At 69.0% G+C, this 15,734-nt stretch carries 12 protein-coding genes and 1 tRNA gene; 7 read left to right on the top strand and 6 right to left on the bottom strand.

Annotation, left to right across the window (positions count from 1 at the left end; all coding sequences use genetic code 11):
* The first annotated feature begins 239 nt into the window (after nucleotides 1-239).
* Complete coding sequence (locus ACIQCY_RS02085) at nucleotides 240-917, top strand: Crp/Fnr family transcriptional regulator (RefSeq protein ID WP_087028341.1); 678 nt, start codon at nucleotides 240-242, stop codon at nucleotides 915-917.
* A 72-nt stretch (nucleotides 918-989) separates the two neighbouring features.
* On the opposite strand, the gene ACIQCY_RS02080 is transcribed toward ACIQCY_RS02085, so the two are convergent.
* From ACIQCY_RS02080 to ACIQCY_RS02070, 3 genes are read right to left on the bottom strand one after another with little or no spacing between them, the layout of a single operon-like run.
* Entirely contained in the window at nucleotides 990-1,904 is a 915-nt protein-coding gene (locus ACIQCY_RS02080; protein ID WP_400482225.1) for an NUDIX hydrolase, read from the bottom strand.
* Nucleotides 1,905-1,907: 3 nt separating this feature from the next.
* Nucleotides 1,908-2,399: a RidA family protein gene (locus tag ACIQCY_RS02075; protein ID WP_400482224.1), complete on the bottom strand. Its 492-nt coding sequence runs from the start codon at nucleotides 2,397-2,399 to the stop codon at nucleotides 1,908-1,910.
* Nucleotides 2,400-2,401: 2 nt separating this feature from the next.
* On the bottom strand, nucleotides 2,402-2,557 hold the full coding sequence (locus ACIQCY_RS02070; protein WP_146065669.1) for a DUF4177 domain-containing protein: 156 nt from the start codon (nucleotides 2,555-2,557) through the stop codon (nucleotides 2,402-2,404).
* A gap of 35 nt (nucleotides 2,558-2,592) precedes the next feature.
* On the opposite strand from ACIQCY_RS02070, the gene ACIQCY_RS02065 reads away from it, so the two are divergent.
* The 5 genes from ACIQCY_RS02065 to ACIQCY_RS02045 all read left to right on the top strand — a co-directional run bounded on the left by ACIQCY_RS02065 (nucleotide 2,593) and on the right by ACIQCY_RS02045 (nucleotide 9,831).
* Nucleotides 2,593-4,908: a transglycosylase domain-containing protein gene (locus tag ACIQCY_RS02065; protein ID WP_400482223.1), complete on the top strand. Its 2,316-nt coding sequence runs from the start codon at nucleotides 2,593-2,595 to the stop codon at nucleotides 4,906-4,908.
* 1 nt (nucleotide 4,909) lies between these two features.
* Complete coding sequence (locus ACIQCY_RS02060; protein WP_400482222.1) at nucleotides 4,910-5,857, top strand: metallophosphoesterase; 948 nt, start codon at nucleotides 4,910-4,912, stop codon at nucleotides 5,855-5,857.
* Between the two features lie 111 nt (nucleotides 5,858-5,968).
* Entirely contained in the window at nucleotides 5,969-7,792 is a 1,824-nt protein-coding gene (locus ACIQCY_RS02055; protein ID WP_400482221.1) for an ABC transporter ATP-binding protein, read from the top strand.
* Nucleotides 7,789-9,657, top strand: coding sequence for an ABC transporter ATP-binding protein (locus ACIQCY_RS02050; protein ID WP_400482220.1), 1,869 nt, complete (start codon nucleotides 7,789-7,791; stop codon nucleotides 9,655-9,657). The genes ACIQCY_RS02055 and ACIQCY_RS02050 overlap by 4 nt, the downstream gene beginning before the upstream one ends.
* A gap of 97 nt (nucleotides 9,658-9,754) precedes the next feature.
* A tRNA-Pro gene (locus tag ACIQCY_RS02045) sits at nucleotides 9,755-9,831 on the top strand.
* Between the two features lie 111 nt (nucleotides 9,832-9,942).
* Here the strand turns inward: ACIQCY_RS02045 and ACIQCY_RS02040 are convergent.
* Nucleotides 9,943-10,842 carry a phosphoribosylaminoimidazolesuccinocarboxamide synthase gene (locus ACIQCY_RS02040; RefSeq protein ID WP_400482219.1) on the bottom strand — a complete coding sequence of 300 codons (900 nt, stop codon included), beginning with the start codon at nucleotides 10,840-10,842 and terminating at the stop codon, nucleotides 9,943-9,945.
* A complete protein-coding gene (gene purD / locus ACIQCY_RS02035; protein ID WP_400482218.1) occupies nucleotides 10,839-12,131 on the bottom strand; it encodes a phosphoribosylamine--glycine ligase in 1,293 nt (430 codons plus the stop codon). Before purD ends, ACIQCY_RS02040 begins: the two co-directional genes overlap by 4 nt.
* Before the next feature lie 111 nt (nucleotides 12,132-12,242).
* Between purD and ACIQCY_RS02030 the strand changes: the two genes are divergently transcribed.
* Nucleotides 12,243-13,934 (top strand): molybdopterin-dependent oxidoreductase, encoded by a 1,692-nt coding sequence (locus tag ACIQCY_RS02030; RefSeq protein ID WP_400482217.1) that lies wholly within the window; start codon nucleotides 12,243-12,245, stop codon nucleotides 13,932-13,934.
* A gap of 212 nt (nucleotides 13,935-14,146) precedes the next feature.
* Here the strand turns inward: ACIQCY_RS02030 and ACIQCY_RS02025 are convergent, their stop codons facing one another.
* Nucleotides 14,147-15,544 carry a helix-turn-helix domain-containing protein gene (locus ACIQCY_RS02025; RefSeq protein ID WP_400482216.1) on the bottom strand — a complete coding sequence of 466 codons (1,398 nt, stop codon included), beginning with the start codon at nucleotides 15,542-15,544 and terminating at the stop codon, nucleotides 14,147-14,149.
* Nucleotides 15,545-15,734 lie beyond the last annotated feature (190 nt).

Genomic DNA, 15,734 nt, shown 5'->3' with positions numbered 1-15,734 from the left:
CATTCTCCCCTGGCTATGGACGGCGGGAGACGGCACACCTCCCGGCACTGCGAGCGATTCTAGCCGTGCAGCATGGGAGGAGGGTGGGAGAGACGGTTGCTGCGCGCGGAATGGACCGGGAATACGGGCCTGGCAGGTGGGTATCAGTCGTCACAGCCGCTCAGGTACGGCAAGATGGACAGGAGAAGACAGCGGGGACCGCCGCAGAACGACGCACTAGAGACGCATCAGGAGAATTCATGGACATCGAGGTACTGCGCCGGGCGCCCCTCTTCGCATCACTGGGAGACGATGTGTTCGCCGCCCTGACGGACGAGCTGATCGAGGTGGACCTCCCCCGCGGCTCCTCGGTCTTCCGCGAGGGCGACCAGGGCGACCAGCTGTACTTCATCGTCTCGGGCAAGATCAAGCTCGGCCGCACCGCCCAGGACGGCCGCGAGAACCTCCTCGCCATCCTCGGCCCGGGCGAGCTGTTCGGTGAGATGGCACTGTTCGATCCGAGCCCCCGGACCGCGACCGCCACAGCCGTCTCGGAGACACGCCTCGCCGGACTCAAGAACGAGAACCTCCGGACGCTCCTCGAGACCCGCCCCGAGGTCTCGGCGCAGCTGCTGCAGGCCCTCGCCCGCCGCCTCCGCCGCACCAACGAATCCCTCGCGGACCTCGTCTTCTCGGATGTGCCGGGACGCGTCGCGAAGGCCCTGCTCGACCTCGCGGACCGCTTCGGCCGCCCCGCGACGGACGGCATCCTCGTGGCGCACGAACTCACCCAGGAGGAACTGGCACAGCTCGTCGGAGCCTCCCGTGAGACCGTCAACAAGGCCCTCGCCGAGTTCGTCCAGCGCGGCTGGCTCCGCCTCGAGGCCCGCGCCGTCGTCATCCTCGACATCCAGCGGCTGCGCCAGCGCAGCCGCTGATCCACCCGGCACGGAAGAAGGCACCTGCCCGAGGGGAGGTGCCTTCTTAGGTTCCGCCCGAGGGAGCCGGCGCTATCGGCCCCGCTGGACCGACCCGCCCTCGCTGAGCTTCGGGCATTCGACCTGCAGCATGAGGTCGCCGTCCCGCTCGAAGAGCTGAGGGTGGTAGACCTTCACCGGGCGCTTGTGCGAGAGGTAGGCGATGCAGCCACGCGAGGAACCGATCTTCTCGAGGATGATCTCGACGGCCGGTACCGCGAGCTCGCTGAGGGTGCGGCCCACCGTGTTCGGCTGGCCCACCTCGTCCCCGAGCCTCGTGGTGTCGCGGTCCGCGATCTCCTGCGCGGCCCAGCGCCACTGGCCCCAGACGCCCTTGCTCCCGAGGATGCTCGGCTCCTGGTTCACGGGCTGCGCAGCCGCGAAATAGTGCGTGTCGAAGCGACGGTGCGCGAAGTCCGGCGTGAGCCAGTGCGAGAGCGGCTTGATGAGGTCGGTGCGGACGCCGAGGCCGCGGCGGCTCAGGATGTCCGCGAAGCGGCATTCACCTTCGTTGATGGCCTCGCGGGCCTTCATCCACTCCTTGGCCTGGGTGCCCTCCACCAGCGAGGACGCATCGGGGCCGGCGAGCAGCACGCCGGTCTCCTCAAACAGTTCTCGGATGGCGCACAGCACGTGCCGGCGGGCCATCCGGTGGTCGTCGACGCCGAGGGTCTTCGCCCACATCGACGGCGTGGGCCCGAACCACGGGAGTTCGTCGTCGTCGGACTCCTCGATGCTTCCGCCGGGGAATCCGATGACTCCCAGCGGCGACTGTCCGCGCCGGTAGGAGAGGTAGGTCTCGGTGCCGATCGCGCTGTCGCGCAGGAGGACCACCGATGACGCCGGCCGGGCTTTCAGGGGCGTGCGCTCTCCGTGTTCTATCCAGCTCCAGGCGGCGGTGCGCTGGTCCGGGGCCACGGGGAAGAGCCTGGTGCTGAGGCGGTCCACGATCTAGACGAACTCCGCGATGACCTCGACCTCGACGGGCGAGTCGAGGGGGAGCACTGCCACTCCGACGGCGGAGCGGGCGTGGACTCCGGCGTCGCCGAGGACGGCGCCGAGAAGCTCCGAGGCTCCGTTGATCACGCCGGGCTGGCCGGTGAAGGACGGATCCGAGGCCACGAAGCCCACGACCTTCACGATCCGCGTGATGCGGTCGAGGTCGCCGATCTGGCTCTTGATCGCAGCGAGGGCGTTCACCGCGCAGGTCGCCGCGAGGGACGTGGCCGTCTCGGCGTCGACTCCGCCCGCCGACGCGCCGACCTTGCCCGAAGCTGGGAGTTTGCCGTCAATAAACGGGAGCTGGCCGGAGGTGTACACGTGGCTGCCGCTGATCACCGCGGGGACGTAGGACGCCACCGGGGGAACCACGTCGGGGAGTGGGATGCCGAGGTCCGCGAGGCGCGCCTCGACGGCGGAAACCGCCGTGTTTCCAGCAGACACCGCTAGCTCTTCTCCCTCTTGAGGTACGCCACGAGGCCCTTCCCGTCCGGTCCGGGAACCACCTGCACGAGCTCCCATCCATCATCGCCCCACTGGTCCAGGATCTGCTTCGTGGCATGGATGATGAGCGGAATCGTAGAGTACTCCCATTTCGTCATGGGGAAAGCCTAGCGCGTGCTTGTAAACTGGAATAATGGCTGCGCGCAAATCACCCCTCTTCGACACGGCTACCACCCTCGGCAAGATCATCGCATTCCTCGGGATCAGTGGACTCGCCGGCGTGCTCGCCGCGGGCCTGCTCGTGCCCGTGGCTGCTGCCGCAGGGACGGGAGCCTCCGCTTCGATCCAGTTCTTCGAGGAACTGCCGGCGGAACTGGAGCGCGAGGCGCTGGCCCAGCCGACCAGCATCCTGGCGGCCGACGGTTCGCTGATCGCGACGCTGTACCAGGAGAACCGCCAGCCCGTGACCCTCGACCAGGTGTCGCCGACCATGCAGGACGCCCTGGTCGCCATCGAGGACTACCGCTACTACGAGCACGGTGGTGTGGACCTCGAGGGCATCCTGGGGGCGATCGCCAGCAACGTCACCAGCGACACCCAGCGCGGTGCCTCGACCATCACGCAGCAGTTCGTCAACAACGTCCTGATCGACGCCGCCCGCCAGAACGGCGGAAACCTCACGCTGAGCGGCGGCGGAAAGACCGTGGGCGACAAGCTCCGCGAGATGAAGCTCGCCATCGCCGTCGAGAAGGAGATGAGCAAGGACGAGATCCTCGAGGGCTACCTCAACATCGTCCCCTTCAGCGGCACCACCTACGGCGTGCAGGCGGCCTCGAAGTACTTCTTCAACGTGGACGCGAAGGACCTCAACATCCAGCAGAGCGCGCTGCTCGCCGGGCTCGTCAACGGTCCGAGCGCGTACAGCCCCGAGTCCAACCCCGAAGGAGCGCTGCAGCGCCGCAACCTGGTCATCGGTGCGATGCTGACCCGGGGGAAGATCACGCAGGAACAGCACGACGCCGCGATCGCCACGGACCTCGGCCTGAACGTCACTCCCACCCTCAGCGGATGCGTCGGCGCGGCCCAGGCCCCGTACTTCTGCGACTACGTCACCCACCTGATCCTCAATGACCCGGCCTACGGCGAGACGCCGGAGGACCGCGAGAAGGTGCTGTACCGTTCCGGCCTGACCATCAAGACCACCCTGGACTCGCGTGTCCAGGCCGCAGCACAGACCGCCGTCAACGAGACCGCGAACCCGGACACCACGGACGGCGCGGTGGGTCACTCCATGACGAGCCTCCAGCCCGGAACCGGCAACATCCTCTCCATGGCCCAGAACACCCGGTACAACCCGGGTGAGGCCTCGGGCGATTCGGTCCTGAACTTCAACGTGGACCAGTACCAGGACGGAGATGCCGCCAGGAGCCTCGGCGGCGTCGGCGGATTCCAGCCCGGCTCGACCTTCAAGCCCTTCACCGTCGCTGCCTGGGTGGACTCGGGCCGTTCCCTCAACACCGCCATCGACGGGCGCAAGCGCACCTATCCCGAGGGCGACAAGTGGCCGGCGAGCTGCCTCCCCGGCGGCTCCTACACCGTCCTCAGCGATGATGCGAAGGGTTACACGCCGCAGAACTACGGCGACACCAACTACGGCACGTTCACGGTCCTCCGTGGCCTCGCCCAGTCCTACAACACCATCACCATGGAGACTGCACGCCAGCTCGACATGTGCAAGATCTTCGACATCGCCTACGACATGGGCGTGCACAACGGCAAGAGCGCCAGCGGCCAGCCGGAGAAGCTCGACGTCCTCGCCCCCGGACTCATCGGCGGAGTCCAGGACGTCGCCCCCCTCTCCATGGCGACGGCCTTCGCCGGTTTCGCCGCCGAGGGCAACGTCTGCCAGCCCCGGGCCCTCACCGAGGTGACGGCCGCCGACGGGACCAGCTACCCGGTCCCGGCCGTGAGCTGCAAGCAGGCCGTCTCGAAGGAGACCGCCCAGGGCGTGAACTACGCCACGCAGGAGGTCATGAAGTCCGGCTCGGGCCAGCTGCTCCAGTACGGCGGCATTCCGATGGCCGGCAAGACGGGCACCAACGACCAGCGCTCCCAGACGTGGTTCATGGGCTACAACTCGGGCATGGCCACCGCGAGCTGGATCGGCAACTGGAAGGAGGGGAACACCTCCCTCAGTGGCCTCCAGATCGGCGGGCGGGTCTACCCCGAGATCGACGGCTCCCTGATCGCCGGCCCGTCCTGGGCGCGGTTCATGCAGCAGATCCCGGGCCAGTACGTCGGAACGCCCTTCGCCGACCCTCCCGCCCGGACGATCAACGGGACGCAGCGCGGCACGAGCAACAGCCCCACGCGCCCGACCACTCCGGCAGCCCCCGGTACAGGCACGAACACCGGAACCGGCGCAAGTGGCACGGGCGGCTCCACCGGTGGTACCACTGGAGGGGGAACCGCCGACAGCGGAACCAACGGCAACGGAGGAAACGGCTAGCGTGAAATCGACTTCCACATCCCGGAGCGGGTCGCCGCTCGGCTGGGCGGCAGGGCTCACCCTGACCACCGCGGCCGCAACCCTCGCCTACGCCTCGGCAGTCGAGCGCACGCTGTACCAGCTGCGCGAGGAGACGCTTCCCATCCTCCCGGAAGGCGCCGCTCCCCTGCGGGTCCTCCACCTCTCGGACATCCACATGGTTTCGGGGCAGAAATCGAAGGTCGACTGGCTGCACAGCCTGGCCAGCCTGAACCCCGACCTCGTGGTGAACACGGGCGACAACCTCAGCCACAAGAAGGCCGTCGGACCGCTGCTCGAGGCGCTCGAGCCCCTCCTGAGGTTCCCGGGCGTGTTCGTCCCGGGTTCCAACGACTACTACGCGCCCGTGTTCAAGAACCCCCTGCGGTACTTCGCGGGACCGTCGATCGCGCTGAAGGAGGCCCAGGCTCAGGACCTGCCGTGGGCGGACCTGTTCAGTGCGTTCGGTGCTGCCGGCTGGGTCGACCTGACCAACCGCTCGCAGTCCGTCGGCTTCAGGAACTTCCGCATCGACTTCACGGGAGTGGATGATCCGCACCTCGACCGGGACCGGTACGCGCCCTACCCTCCGGGCAGCAGCACCTCCGCGGAGGCACCCCACATCCGGGTCGCCGTCGCGCACGCTCCCTACCAGCGCGTGCTGGACTACTTCACCGAGGGCGGGGCGGACCTCATCCTCGCCGGTCACACGCATGGCGGGCAGGTCTGCATCCCGGGCTATGGAGCCCTCGTCAGCAACTGCGACCTCCCCACGTGGCGGGCTCGCGGCCTGACGCAATGGGACTTCAACGGTCGCAGCGTTCCGCTCAATGTGTCCGCCGGCATCGGGACATCACGCTTCGCGCCCATCCGCTTCGCCTGCCGGCCGGAAGCCGTGCTCCTGACGCTTACTCCCCGGAGCTCGCCCTAGCCAGCACTTCGTGTTTCTTCGGGCCTGGAGAAGGTGACGGTCGTTACAGCACCCCTGTCCTAGGATGGTTGCTGAGGGACACCAACAACCATCGTTCACCGAAGAGATGGCATGAAGAACCAGAACACACTGTGGGAATCGCTCGGTCGGCTCTACCCGCACGTCAGACCCATCATCCCCCGGCTGCTGCTCGGCCTGTTGTGCGCCCTGGGCGCGAGCGTCATGGCGCTCGCCATCCCCCAGGTCCTGCGCGTGCTCATCAATGACGCCCTGGCCGAGGGCGGGTCGGCCCGCACGGTGTGGATCGCCTCCGGCGTCGTCCTGTTGCTCGGGGTCCTCGAGGCCACCTTCGTGGCGCTGCGGCGCCAGTTCGTCATCGCGCCGGCGACGACGGTCGAGACGAACATGCGCACCTCGTTCTACCGCCATCTCCAGAACCTGACGGTCGAGTTCCACGACCGCTGGGGCAGCGGACAGCTGCTCTCCCGTGCCATGAGCGATCTCAACCTCATGCGCCGGTGGATGGCCTTCGGCCTCATCATGCTGGTGGTCACCTCGCTGACCGTGGTCATGGGCGTGATCGTCATGTTCCTCACGAGCTGGGTGCTGGCCCTGATCTTCATCGCGGCCGCCGTGCCCCTCATGGTCTACGGGTACCGCTTCCGCACGTCGTACAGCCGCGTCTCCCGCAAGAGCCAGGACCAGGCAGGCGATCTCGCCACGACCGTCGAGGAATCGGTGCACGGCATCCGCGTCCTCAAGGCCTTCGGGCGGAGCCGTGAGGCGCTCGAGGACTTCGAGGAGCAGGCGGAGGAACTCCGCCAGACCGAGATCTTCAAGGCGAAGTCCCTCGCGAACTTCTCCATGGTCGTCACCCTGCTGCCCGAGCTCGCGCTCGGCGCCTCCCTCGTGGTCGGCGTGACCCTGGCGGCCAACGGAGACGTCAGCATCGGCGCACTCGTGGCCTTCTTCGCGACGGCGGCCGCCGTCGCCGGTCCCGTCGAGTTCATCGGTCCGCTCCTCGCCATGACCTTCACGGCGAAGACGGCGATCGACCGGCACTACGAGGTCATGGAGTCGGAGAACACCATCACCGACGCCGCGGAGCCCGCCCACCTCGAGGCGCCCCGGGGCGACGTCGTGTTCGACGGCGTCCACTTCCGCTATCCCGATGCGCAGGAGGAGACCGGCGATGTCCTCGACGGGATCGACCTGCAGTTGCGGGCAGGCGAGACGATGGCGCTGGTCGGGGTCACCGGCTGCGGGAAGAGCACCCTCCTCCAGCTCGTACCCCGCCTGTACGACGTCACCGGTGGCAGCATCAGCATCGACGGCGTGGACCTGCGGGACTTCACCCTCGGTGAGTTGCGGACCCTCGCGTCCGTCGCCTTCGAGGACACCACGCTCTTCTCCAACTCGGTCCGGGACAACGTGCTGATGGGCTCCGACGCTACCGGTGACGACGCCGAGCGGATCCTCGCCGAATCCCTCGAGGTGGCGCAGGCGCAGTTCGCCTACTCGCTGCCCGAGGGGCTCGACACGCTCATCGGCGAGGAGGGCCTCAGCCTCTCCGGCGGCCAGCGGCAGCGCATCGCCCTCGCACGTGCGATCGCCGCCCGCCCCGCGGTGCTGGTGCTGGACGATCCGCTCTCGGCGCTCGACGTGGCCACCGAGGAACGCGTGGAGGAAGGCCTCCGTGCGGTGCTGAGCTCGACCACCACGCTCATCGTGGCGCACCGGCCCTCCACCGTGGCCCTCGCGGACCGCGTGGCGCTCATGCAGGACGGACGCATCGCCGACGTCGGCACCCACTCCGAGCTGCTGGCACGCAACGACCACTACCGCTACGTCATCGCCAGCCTCGATGACGAGGAGATCGCGCAGCTCGGCCGCGTGCCCCGACCCGTGCACGACGACGAGGAGGCGCTGGCATGAGCCGCACCACCACAGCGCCCGGAGGGTCGCCGAAGGACAGGGACGCACGGGACGACGGCGCCACCTCCTCGGGTGTCCTCAATGAGGACGACGTCCTCCTCGACCGCGCCCAGAGCAAGTCGGTGCGCTCCAGGTCCTTCCGGCTCCTGGGGTCGCTGATCCGGCCGAACCGCGGGCAGTTCGTCTGGACCGTCCTGCTGGTGGTCATCTCCCAGGCGGCACGCGTCGCAGGACCAGCCATCATCGCCTTCGGGATCGACCGCGCACTGCCCGCCCTCATCGCGGGCGATTCGCTCCAGCTGTGGGTCGCCGGCGGCACCTACCTGCTGGCCGCGGTGCTCGCCTCCGTGCTGACCGCGGGCTATGTCCGTGCCACGGCCCAGTTGAGCCAGGCCATGCTGCTGGACCTCCGCGTCCGGGTCTTCCGCCACACCCAGCGCCTGAGCCTCGAGTTCCACGAGAAGTACACCTCCGGCCGGATCATCTCCCGGCAGACCTCGGACCTGGAGGCGCTCCGTGAACTCCTGGACTCGGGCGTGAGCTCGCTCGCCTCGGGGGCGATCTTCATGCTCTTCACGGCGGCCACGATCTTCGCCCTCGACTGGCGCACGGGCCTGCTCATCCTGGCAGCCGCGGTCCCGATGTTCTTCCTGGCCCGCTGGTACCAGAAGCACTCCCAGATCGCGTACCGCGAGTCCCGGGTGGTGTCGGCGAGGCTGATCGTCCACTTCATCGAGACGATGACCGGCATCCGCGCAGTGAAGGCGTTCCGCCGGGAAGCGGTCAACGCCCGGCGCTACGACGAACTGGCGGAGGACTACCGCAAGGTCACCGTCCGATCGATCAACCTCAACGGCGTCTTCCAGCCCGGGCTCGTGCTGATCGGCAACGTGACCGTCGCCGTCGTGCTCGTGTTCGGCGGGTTCCGGGTGCTCGGCGGCAGCCTGGAGGTGGGCGCCCTCCTCGCCCTGATCCTCTACAGCAAGCGCTTCTTCCAGCCGGTGGACCAGATGGCCATGTTCTACAACTCCTTCCAGTCCGCCGCTGCCGCGCTCGAGAAGGTCTCCGGCCTGCTCGAGGAGGTGCCGACCGTCCGGCCGCCGAAGAATCCGGTGGCCCTGCCGAACCCGCGGGGTGCCATCGCCTTCCAGGGCGTGGAGTTCCGCTACGGGAACGGGCCGGTGGTGCTGCCCACCATGGACCTGTCCATCAGCGCAGGGCAGACCGTGGCCCTCGTGGGCCAGACCGGTGCCGGCAAGTCCACCCTGGCCAAGCTCATCGCGCGCTTCTACGACGTGTCGGAGGGAACGCTGACGCTCGACGGCGTGGACCTCAGGGACCTTGCGCCGAACGACCTGCGGCGCGCCGTCGTCATGGTCACCCAGGAGGCCTTCCTCTTCAGCGGGTCGGTGGCGGACAACATCGCCCTGGGCAAGCCCGAGGCCGGCCGGGAGGAGATCGTCGCGGCCGCGCGGGCCGTGGGCGCGGAGGAGTTCATCCTCGACCTGCCCGAGGGCTTCGACACGGACGTCAACAAGCGCGGCGGGCGCGTCTCCGCCGGACAACGCCAACTGATCAGTTTCGCGCGTGCGTTCCTCGCCGATCCGGCGGTCCTCATCCTCGATGAGGCGACATCGTCGCTCGACATCCCCAGCGAACGCCTCGTGCAGGAGGGCCTGCAGAAGCTGCTGGGCAACCGGACGGCTCTCATCATCGCGCACCGGCTCTCCACCGTGGCGATCGCCGACCGCGTGCTCGTGGTGCACGACGGCCGGGTGGTGGAGGACGGGACACCCGCGGAGCTGATCGGCGGCACCGGCCGGTTCGCCACGCTGCACGCGGCGTGGAAGGACTCGCTCGTCTGATCCACGCCGATCAGCGGCCCGGTTTTCCTCGCCGCTGATCCTCGGCTATTCTTGGACAGTTGCTGTTCGGCGGGTCAAGGCCTGCCGGGTGCGACATCGGGGTGTGGCGCAGCTTGGTAGCGCGCGTCGTTCGGGACGACGAGGTCGCAGGTTCAAATCCTGTCACCCCGACCAGTGAGGAGAGGCCCGCCGGCAGCAGCCGGCGGGCCTTTCTCTTTGCCCTGCAGCGCAAGGCGCTTCGGCACGCCGGAAAGCGGCACCGTACCACAAACGGCGTGCCGGGCTTCAGACGAAGGTGCGCCCCGTCAGCCGCTCGTACGCCTCGACGTAACGGGCGCGCGTGCGCTCGACGACGTCGTCGGGCAGTGCCGGCGGCGCGGACCGCCGGTCCCAGCCGGAGGCGTCGGAGGTGAGCCAGTCGCGCACGAACTGCTTGTCGAAGGAGGGCTGCGCCTGCCCGGGCGCGTAGAGGGCGGCATCCCAGAAGCGCGAGGAGTCGGGCGTCAGCACCTCGTCGCCGAGCGTGATGCGGCCCGTGACTGGGTCGAGGCCGAACTCCACCTTGGTGTCCGCGAGGATGATCCCGCGCTCCCGGGCTATCGCCTCGGCCCTCGTGTAGATGTCGAGGGTCAGCGAGCGCAGTTGCGCGGCGGCGTCGTCACCCACGGTCATGACGACGGCGTCGTACGTGATGTTCTCGTCGTGCTCACCCACCTCGGCCTTGGCCGACGGCGTGAAGAGCGCCGGTTCCAGGCGTGAGCCGTCCACCAGGCCCTCGGGCAGCGGCAGGGAGCACACCGTCCGCGACTCCCGGTACTCGAGCAGCCCGCTGCCTGTCAGGTAGCCTCGGGCGATGCACTCGATCGGGTACATGATGAGCCGGCGGCAGATCATGGCCCGGCCCTCGACGGCGGCGGGCACCCCGCCCGCCACATCGGAGCCGATCACATGGTTGGGGATGCCGGTCAGCCGTTCGAACCACCAGAGGCTCAGCTGCGTCAGCACACGGCCCTTGTCGGGGATCTCGGTGGCCAGGACGTGGTCGTACGCGCTGATGCGGTCGCTCGCGACCACGAGGACGACGTCCTCGCGCCCGTCCTCCGGCTCGTACAGGTCGCGGACCTTGCCCGAGTAGACGTGGCGCCAGCCCGGCAGGTCCAGGTGCGGAGGGGCGAAGGCGCTCATGCCGGAGCCGCCGCGGGTCCCGTGACCGTGACCTCGGCGCGCGAGGCCTTCAGCGCGATGTCCGTCCGGAACTGCCCGCCTTCGAGCTCGATCAGCGAGAGGCTCTCGTAGGCGGTGGTGCGGGCGTCCTCGAGGGAATCCCCGAGCCCGACGACGGCGAGCACGCGGCCGCCCGCGCTGACCACCTTGCCGTCGCGGAGCGCCGTGCCCGCGTGCAGGACCTGCGCGCCGTCGACCTTCGCGGCCTTCCTGAGGCCCCGGATACGGCGTCCCGTCGCGGGGGTATCGGGGTAGTTCTCGGAGGCGAGCACGACGGCGACGGCCGTCTTCGGCGACCAGTTGAGCTGGTCCACCTGGTCGAGGGCTCCCTTGGCCGCCGCGAGCAGCACGCCTCCCAGCGGCGTCGTCAGGCGGGCGAGCACGGCCTGGGTCTCCGGATCACCGAAGCGCGCGTTGAACTCGATGACCCGCACGCCGCGCGAGGTGAGGGCGAGCCCCACGTAGAGGACGCCGGCGAACGGCGTGCCGCGGAGGGCCATCTCGTCGATGACGGGCTGCGCCACGCGGGCGATGACCTCGTCCACGAGGCCCGCGGGAACCCACTCCAGCGGCGAGTAGGCGCCCATGCCGCCGGTGTTCGGACCCTGGTCGCCGTCGTGGATGCGCTTGAAGTCCTGGGCGGGCGCGAGCGGCACCACCGTGCGGCCGTCGGAGAGGACGAACAGCGACACCTCGGGTCCGTCGAGGTACTCCTCGATGACCACCGTGCCGCCGGCCCGGAAGCACGCGGAGGCGTGGGCGCGGGCCTCGTCGAGGTCTTCGGTGACCACGACTCCCTTGCCGGCAGCGAGCCCGTCGTCCTTCACCACATAGGGGGCGCCGAAGGTGCAGAGCGCCTCGGTCGCCTCCTCGTCCGTCGCGGCGACGCGCGCCATGGCGGTGGGGACGCCGGCTGCGGCCATGACCTGCTTGGCGAACGCCTTGGACGCCTCGAGCTGCGCCGCGGCCCGCGTGGGACCGAAGACGGGGACCCCCGCCTCCAGCAGGGCATCGGCGACGCCCGCGGCAAGGGGTGCCTCCGGACCGATGACCACGAGGTCCGCCCCGAGCTGGCGGGCGAGGTCCGTCACGACGGCGGGGTCGTTCGCGTCGACGTCATGGGTGGTCACGTCCTCGGCGATACCGGCGTTGCCGGGCGCGGCGTGTACCTCGCGGACGAACGGGTCGGCCAGCAAAGCCCGGACGATGGCGTGTTCGCGGCCTCCGGGGCCCAGCACAAGAACCTTCACAGTAGGACAGCGTACTGGAGGTGCGCGAGCCCACACAGCGTGCAGTCCCTGTTACGGCGCCTCGCCGCCCGCCCTACCCATACCTGCCGCGTCCTTCTCCGAATACTTCGCATGAGCAACTCCACCAAGCACCGCCGCGGCACGGTCCTCCTCGCCGCCCTTGCCGGGATCATCGCTGCCGGCGTGGTGCTCGGTGTCGCAGAACTCGTCGGCGCCTTCTTCCGCGCGAGTGCCACTCCCGTGATCGCCATGGGCTCCACCTTCATCGACTTCACCCCGCCGTGGATGAAGGACTTCGCGATCGACACCTTCGGCACCAATGACAAGCTCGCGCTCCTGATCGGCATGGGCATCACCATCGCGATCCTGGCGGCCGTCCTCGGCGTCGTGGCCTATCGCCGGTGGGCACTCGGCGTCGCCGGGGTGCTCTTCATGGGAGCGGTCATCCTGGCCTGCGTGCTGACCCGCGCGGGCGCCTCGCTGCCCGACGCAATCCCGACGGTCGTCGGCACGGCCGCGGGGCTGCTCGCCCTGCGCTGGCTCATCGCCCGCCTCCGCCACGCCGCCGTCGTCCCTGCCATCATCGCCGTCACCACCGGGGCTGCAGGCGCCGCCCGTTCCGCGACACCTGCTCCTGCCGGTGTCACCGTGATCGAACCCCGCACCGCATCGGACGACGTCGTCCCCCCCTCCGACCGGCGCTCGGCGGCCACGGCCGCGGGACCCGCCGGCACGACGTCCCGCCGCGGATTCTTCGCCGCCGCCGCGGTCACCGCCGTCGTCGCTGCAGCTGCCGCCGGCGGCGGGCGGCTGCTGGCCGGCGCACGCAACAACATCGCCGCGGTGCGTGACGGCCTCCGGTTCCCCGCTCCCGCCAGCCCTGCGCCGGCGCTCCCCGCGGGCGTGCAGTCCCCCGTTCCGGGCGTGACACCCTTCGTCACCCCGAACGCGGACTTCTACCGCATCGACACCGCGCTCAGCGTCCCCCAGCTGACCACCGACGACTGGGTGCTCCGCGTGCACGGCATGGTCGAGGAGGAGTTCGAGCTGTCCTTCCAGGACCTCCTCGACGCCGACCTGATCGAACGCCACATCACCCTGACCTGCGTGTCCAACCCGGTGGGCGGCTACCTGGCCGGCAACGCGAAGTGGCTCGGCTATCCGCTGCGCGACGTGCTGGCACGGGCCAAGCCCCTGGACGGCGCGGACATGGTCCTCTCCACGAGCTCGGACGGCTTCAGCGCGTCCACTCCCCTGCCGGTGCTGCAGGATGACCGCGACGCCATCCTCGCCGTCGCCATGAACGGCGAGCCGCTGCCGGTGGAGCACGGGTTCCCCGTCCGCATGGTTGTGCCGGGGCTGTACGGGTACGTCTCGGCGACGAAGTGGGTCGTGGACCTGGAGGTCACCCGCTTCGCGGACAGGACGGCGTACTGGACGGACCGCGGCTGGTCCGAGCAGGGCCCCATCAAGACGATGGCCCGCGTGGAAGTCCCGCAGTCCTTCGCGTCGGTCGACGCCGGCAAGGTCATGATCGGTGGCGTGGCGTGGTCGCAGCAGCGCGGCATCACGAAGGTCGAGGTGTCCGTGGACAGCGGCGACTGGGAGGCCGTGACCCTCGCGGCCGAGGCATCCGTGGACACCTGGCGGCAGTGGTCCCACGAACTGGACCTCGAGCCCGGCCTGCACACCGTCAGGGCGAGGGCGACGGACGCGGCCGACGGCGTGCAGACCGACCAGCGCGCGGATACCGTGCCGAACGGGGCCTCGGGCTGGCAGTCGGTGCAGTTCACGGTCAAGTAGCCGCCCGTGCATGGGAAGGCTGCAGAACCTGCGCCCACCGGATGACCGTCCTCTCCGGTGGGCGCAGCCGCAACGTGCAGGACTGTGGGCTCGCGGGAGCTCAGGGGGCCGGCTGGAGCACGCTCGACCACCCTCCCAGCCCGACACAGGATAGGTACCGGTGAAGCCGGCAGGCGGCGAGCGCGAGGCGATCGCGGCAGCAATGGCAGCACTCAAGAACGCGGATCGATTCCCAGTTTGGCGAGCCGTCGGTAGATGGTGGCGCGACTGATGCCCAGATCCGTTGCGGCTTGAGCGACGGAACTACCGGGACGTGAGAGGAGTCGTGCTATCTCGTCTCGTTCGAAGGTCTCTATCCGGGTCAATCTCCTCGCAGTGGGTCCGATCAACCCGGGAGGGAGGTGGCGCGTGTCGATGGTCTCCGTGATGAGTGCAGCCGCGTGGATCGCGTGGACGAGCTCATCGACGTTCCCCGGCCAGTCGTGGCTGGTGAGCGCGCGTTCGGCTGCCGGGGTGAAGTCGAGGTCGCGCAGCCTTGTCTGGCGGGCCGCGTACCTGGCCAGTGGCATGACGTCCGCGGGTCGTTCTCTCAGCGCCGGGACAGGGATGACGCGTGCGACCGCACGCGTCAGCTCCGGGGGGACATTGTCGAGGTTCTCCGCCGTGAAAGCCCAGCGAAGGACCGGGGCAGCTGGTGACGTGCCGATAGGCGCGAGGGTCGTGGCGCCGAGGAAGTTCCGTACCTGACCTGCAAAATCCTGTGCAGCCCATGCCGGAAGGAAGTCGGCATTCTCGATGATGATCGCGGTGTCCGGTTTGCAGAGTTCGGGAGTCCAGAGCGCCAACCATTCCTCGACCATGTCGGGCGCGGGAACGGACGCGCAGAGAATCCTGCTGGCGGGGTGTGCCTGGCGGAAGGCCTGACCCAGCAGGGTGGCCCGGCCGCTTCCGGGTTCTCCGATGGCGGCGACGACGTCTCCTCTGGCCAGCGCGTCGGTTGCTTCTTCCAGCGCGGAGGTCCACGGGGCGGACATGGCGCGCATGGTTCCCGCTGCCGGCTCGAGTCTCGGACGTTGGACCCGGAACACTCCTCCTTGCGGTTTGGCGGGTCGGACCCGACGGCTCGACCGACTGGACATGAGGGTGGACGTGTTGGTCGCTGCGGACTGGGCGAGGGCGAGCAGTAGCCCGGGTGAGGTCTTGGACCATGTGGTGATGTTGACGCTTCCCTCGATGCTCCCCGTGACCGGGTCCACCACGGGCACCGCTGCGCAGGTGTAGGTCCGCAGGCTCGCGCTGTAGTGCTCTTCGGCCCGCACAAGGGTGGGCACCTTGTCGGCCAGCGCAAGTCCGAGTCCGTTGGTTCCGGCCTGGCGCTCGGAGAACGCGAATCCCGGCGCCAGGTAGACGCGGTCCAATGCGCGCAGGAGGGACGGATCTCCGCTGAACCTGTTCAGCACAAGCCCGTCCGCGTCGGTGAGCATGAGACTGAGCGGCTCGTTGATCAACGACTCATGGAGGCCGGCGAGCACTTCCTGGCCGCACTGGTAGAACAACGAATCGTCCGGGATCTCACCAGCCCAGGCGGGATCAACGGATTCTGCGGACACGCCGTACTCCTGGCTTCTCTGCCATGACGCCAGGAGCCGCCGGGACCCGACGGAGACTTCGTCCTTGCCTGTTCTCTTTCGTGACGAAACGAGAGAGTCAGTGTGGTTCGGCTTCATCGCCGCCCTCCTTGAACTTCGTCCCCTGAGACTAACGCGACTGCCGTTCCTCCATCAGAGCTGCCCGTCTCAA

The sequence above is a fragment of the Arthrobacter sp. NPDC092385 genome, from assembly GCF_044755105.1.
Taxonomy (GTDB): domain Bacteria; phylum Actinomycetota; class Actinomycetes; order Actinomycetales; family Micrococcaceae; genus Arthrobacter_D.
The sequence above is the reverse complement of the archived record's forward strand: the minus strand, read 5'-3'. Positions and strand labels throughout refer to the sequence as shown.

Coding starts and splice junctions, on each gene's coding strand:
- ACIQCY_RS02055 (WP_400482221.1), top strand. CDS start 5,969: ATGAAGAACCAGAACACACTGTGGGAATCGCTCGGTCGGCTCTACCCG.
- ACIQCY_RS02070 (WP_146065669.1), bottom strand. CDS start 2,557: ATGACGAAATGGGAGTACTCTACGATTCCGCTCATCATCCATGCCACG.
- ACIQCY_RS02085 (WP_087028341.1), top strand. CDS start 240: ATGGACATCGAGGTACTGCGCCGGGCGCCCCTCTTCGCATCACTGGGA.
- ACIQCY_RS02040 (WP_400482219.1), bottom strand. CDS start 10,842: ATGAGCGCCTTCGCCCCTCCGCACCTGGACCTGCCGGGCTGGCGCCAC.
- ACIQCY_RS02065 (WP_400482223.1), top strand. CDS start 2,593: ATGGCTGCGCGCAAATCACCCCTCTTCGACACGGCTACCACCCTCGGC.
- ACIQCY_RS02050 (WP_400482220.1), top strand. CDS start 7,789: ATGAGCCGCACCACCACAGCGCCCGGAGGGTCGCCGAAGGACAGGGAC.
- ACIQCY_RS02030 (WP_400482217.1), top strand. CDS start 12,243: ATGAGCAACTCCACCAAGCACCGCCGCGGCACGGTCCTCCTCGCCGCC.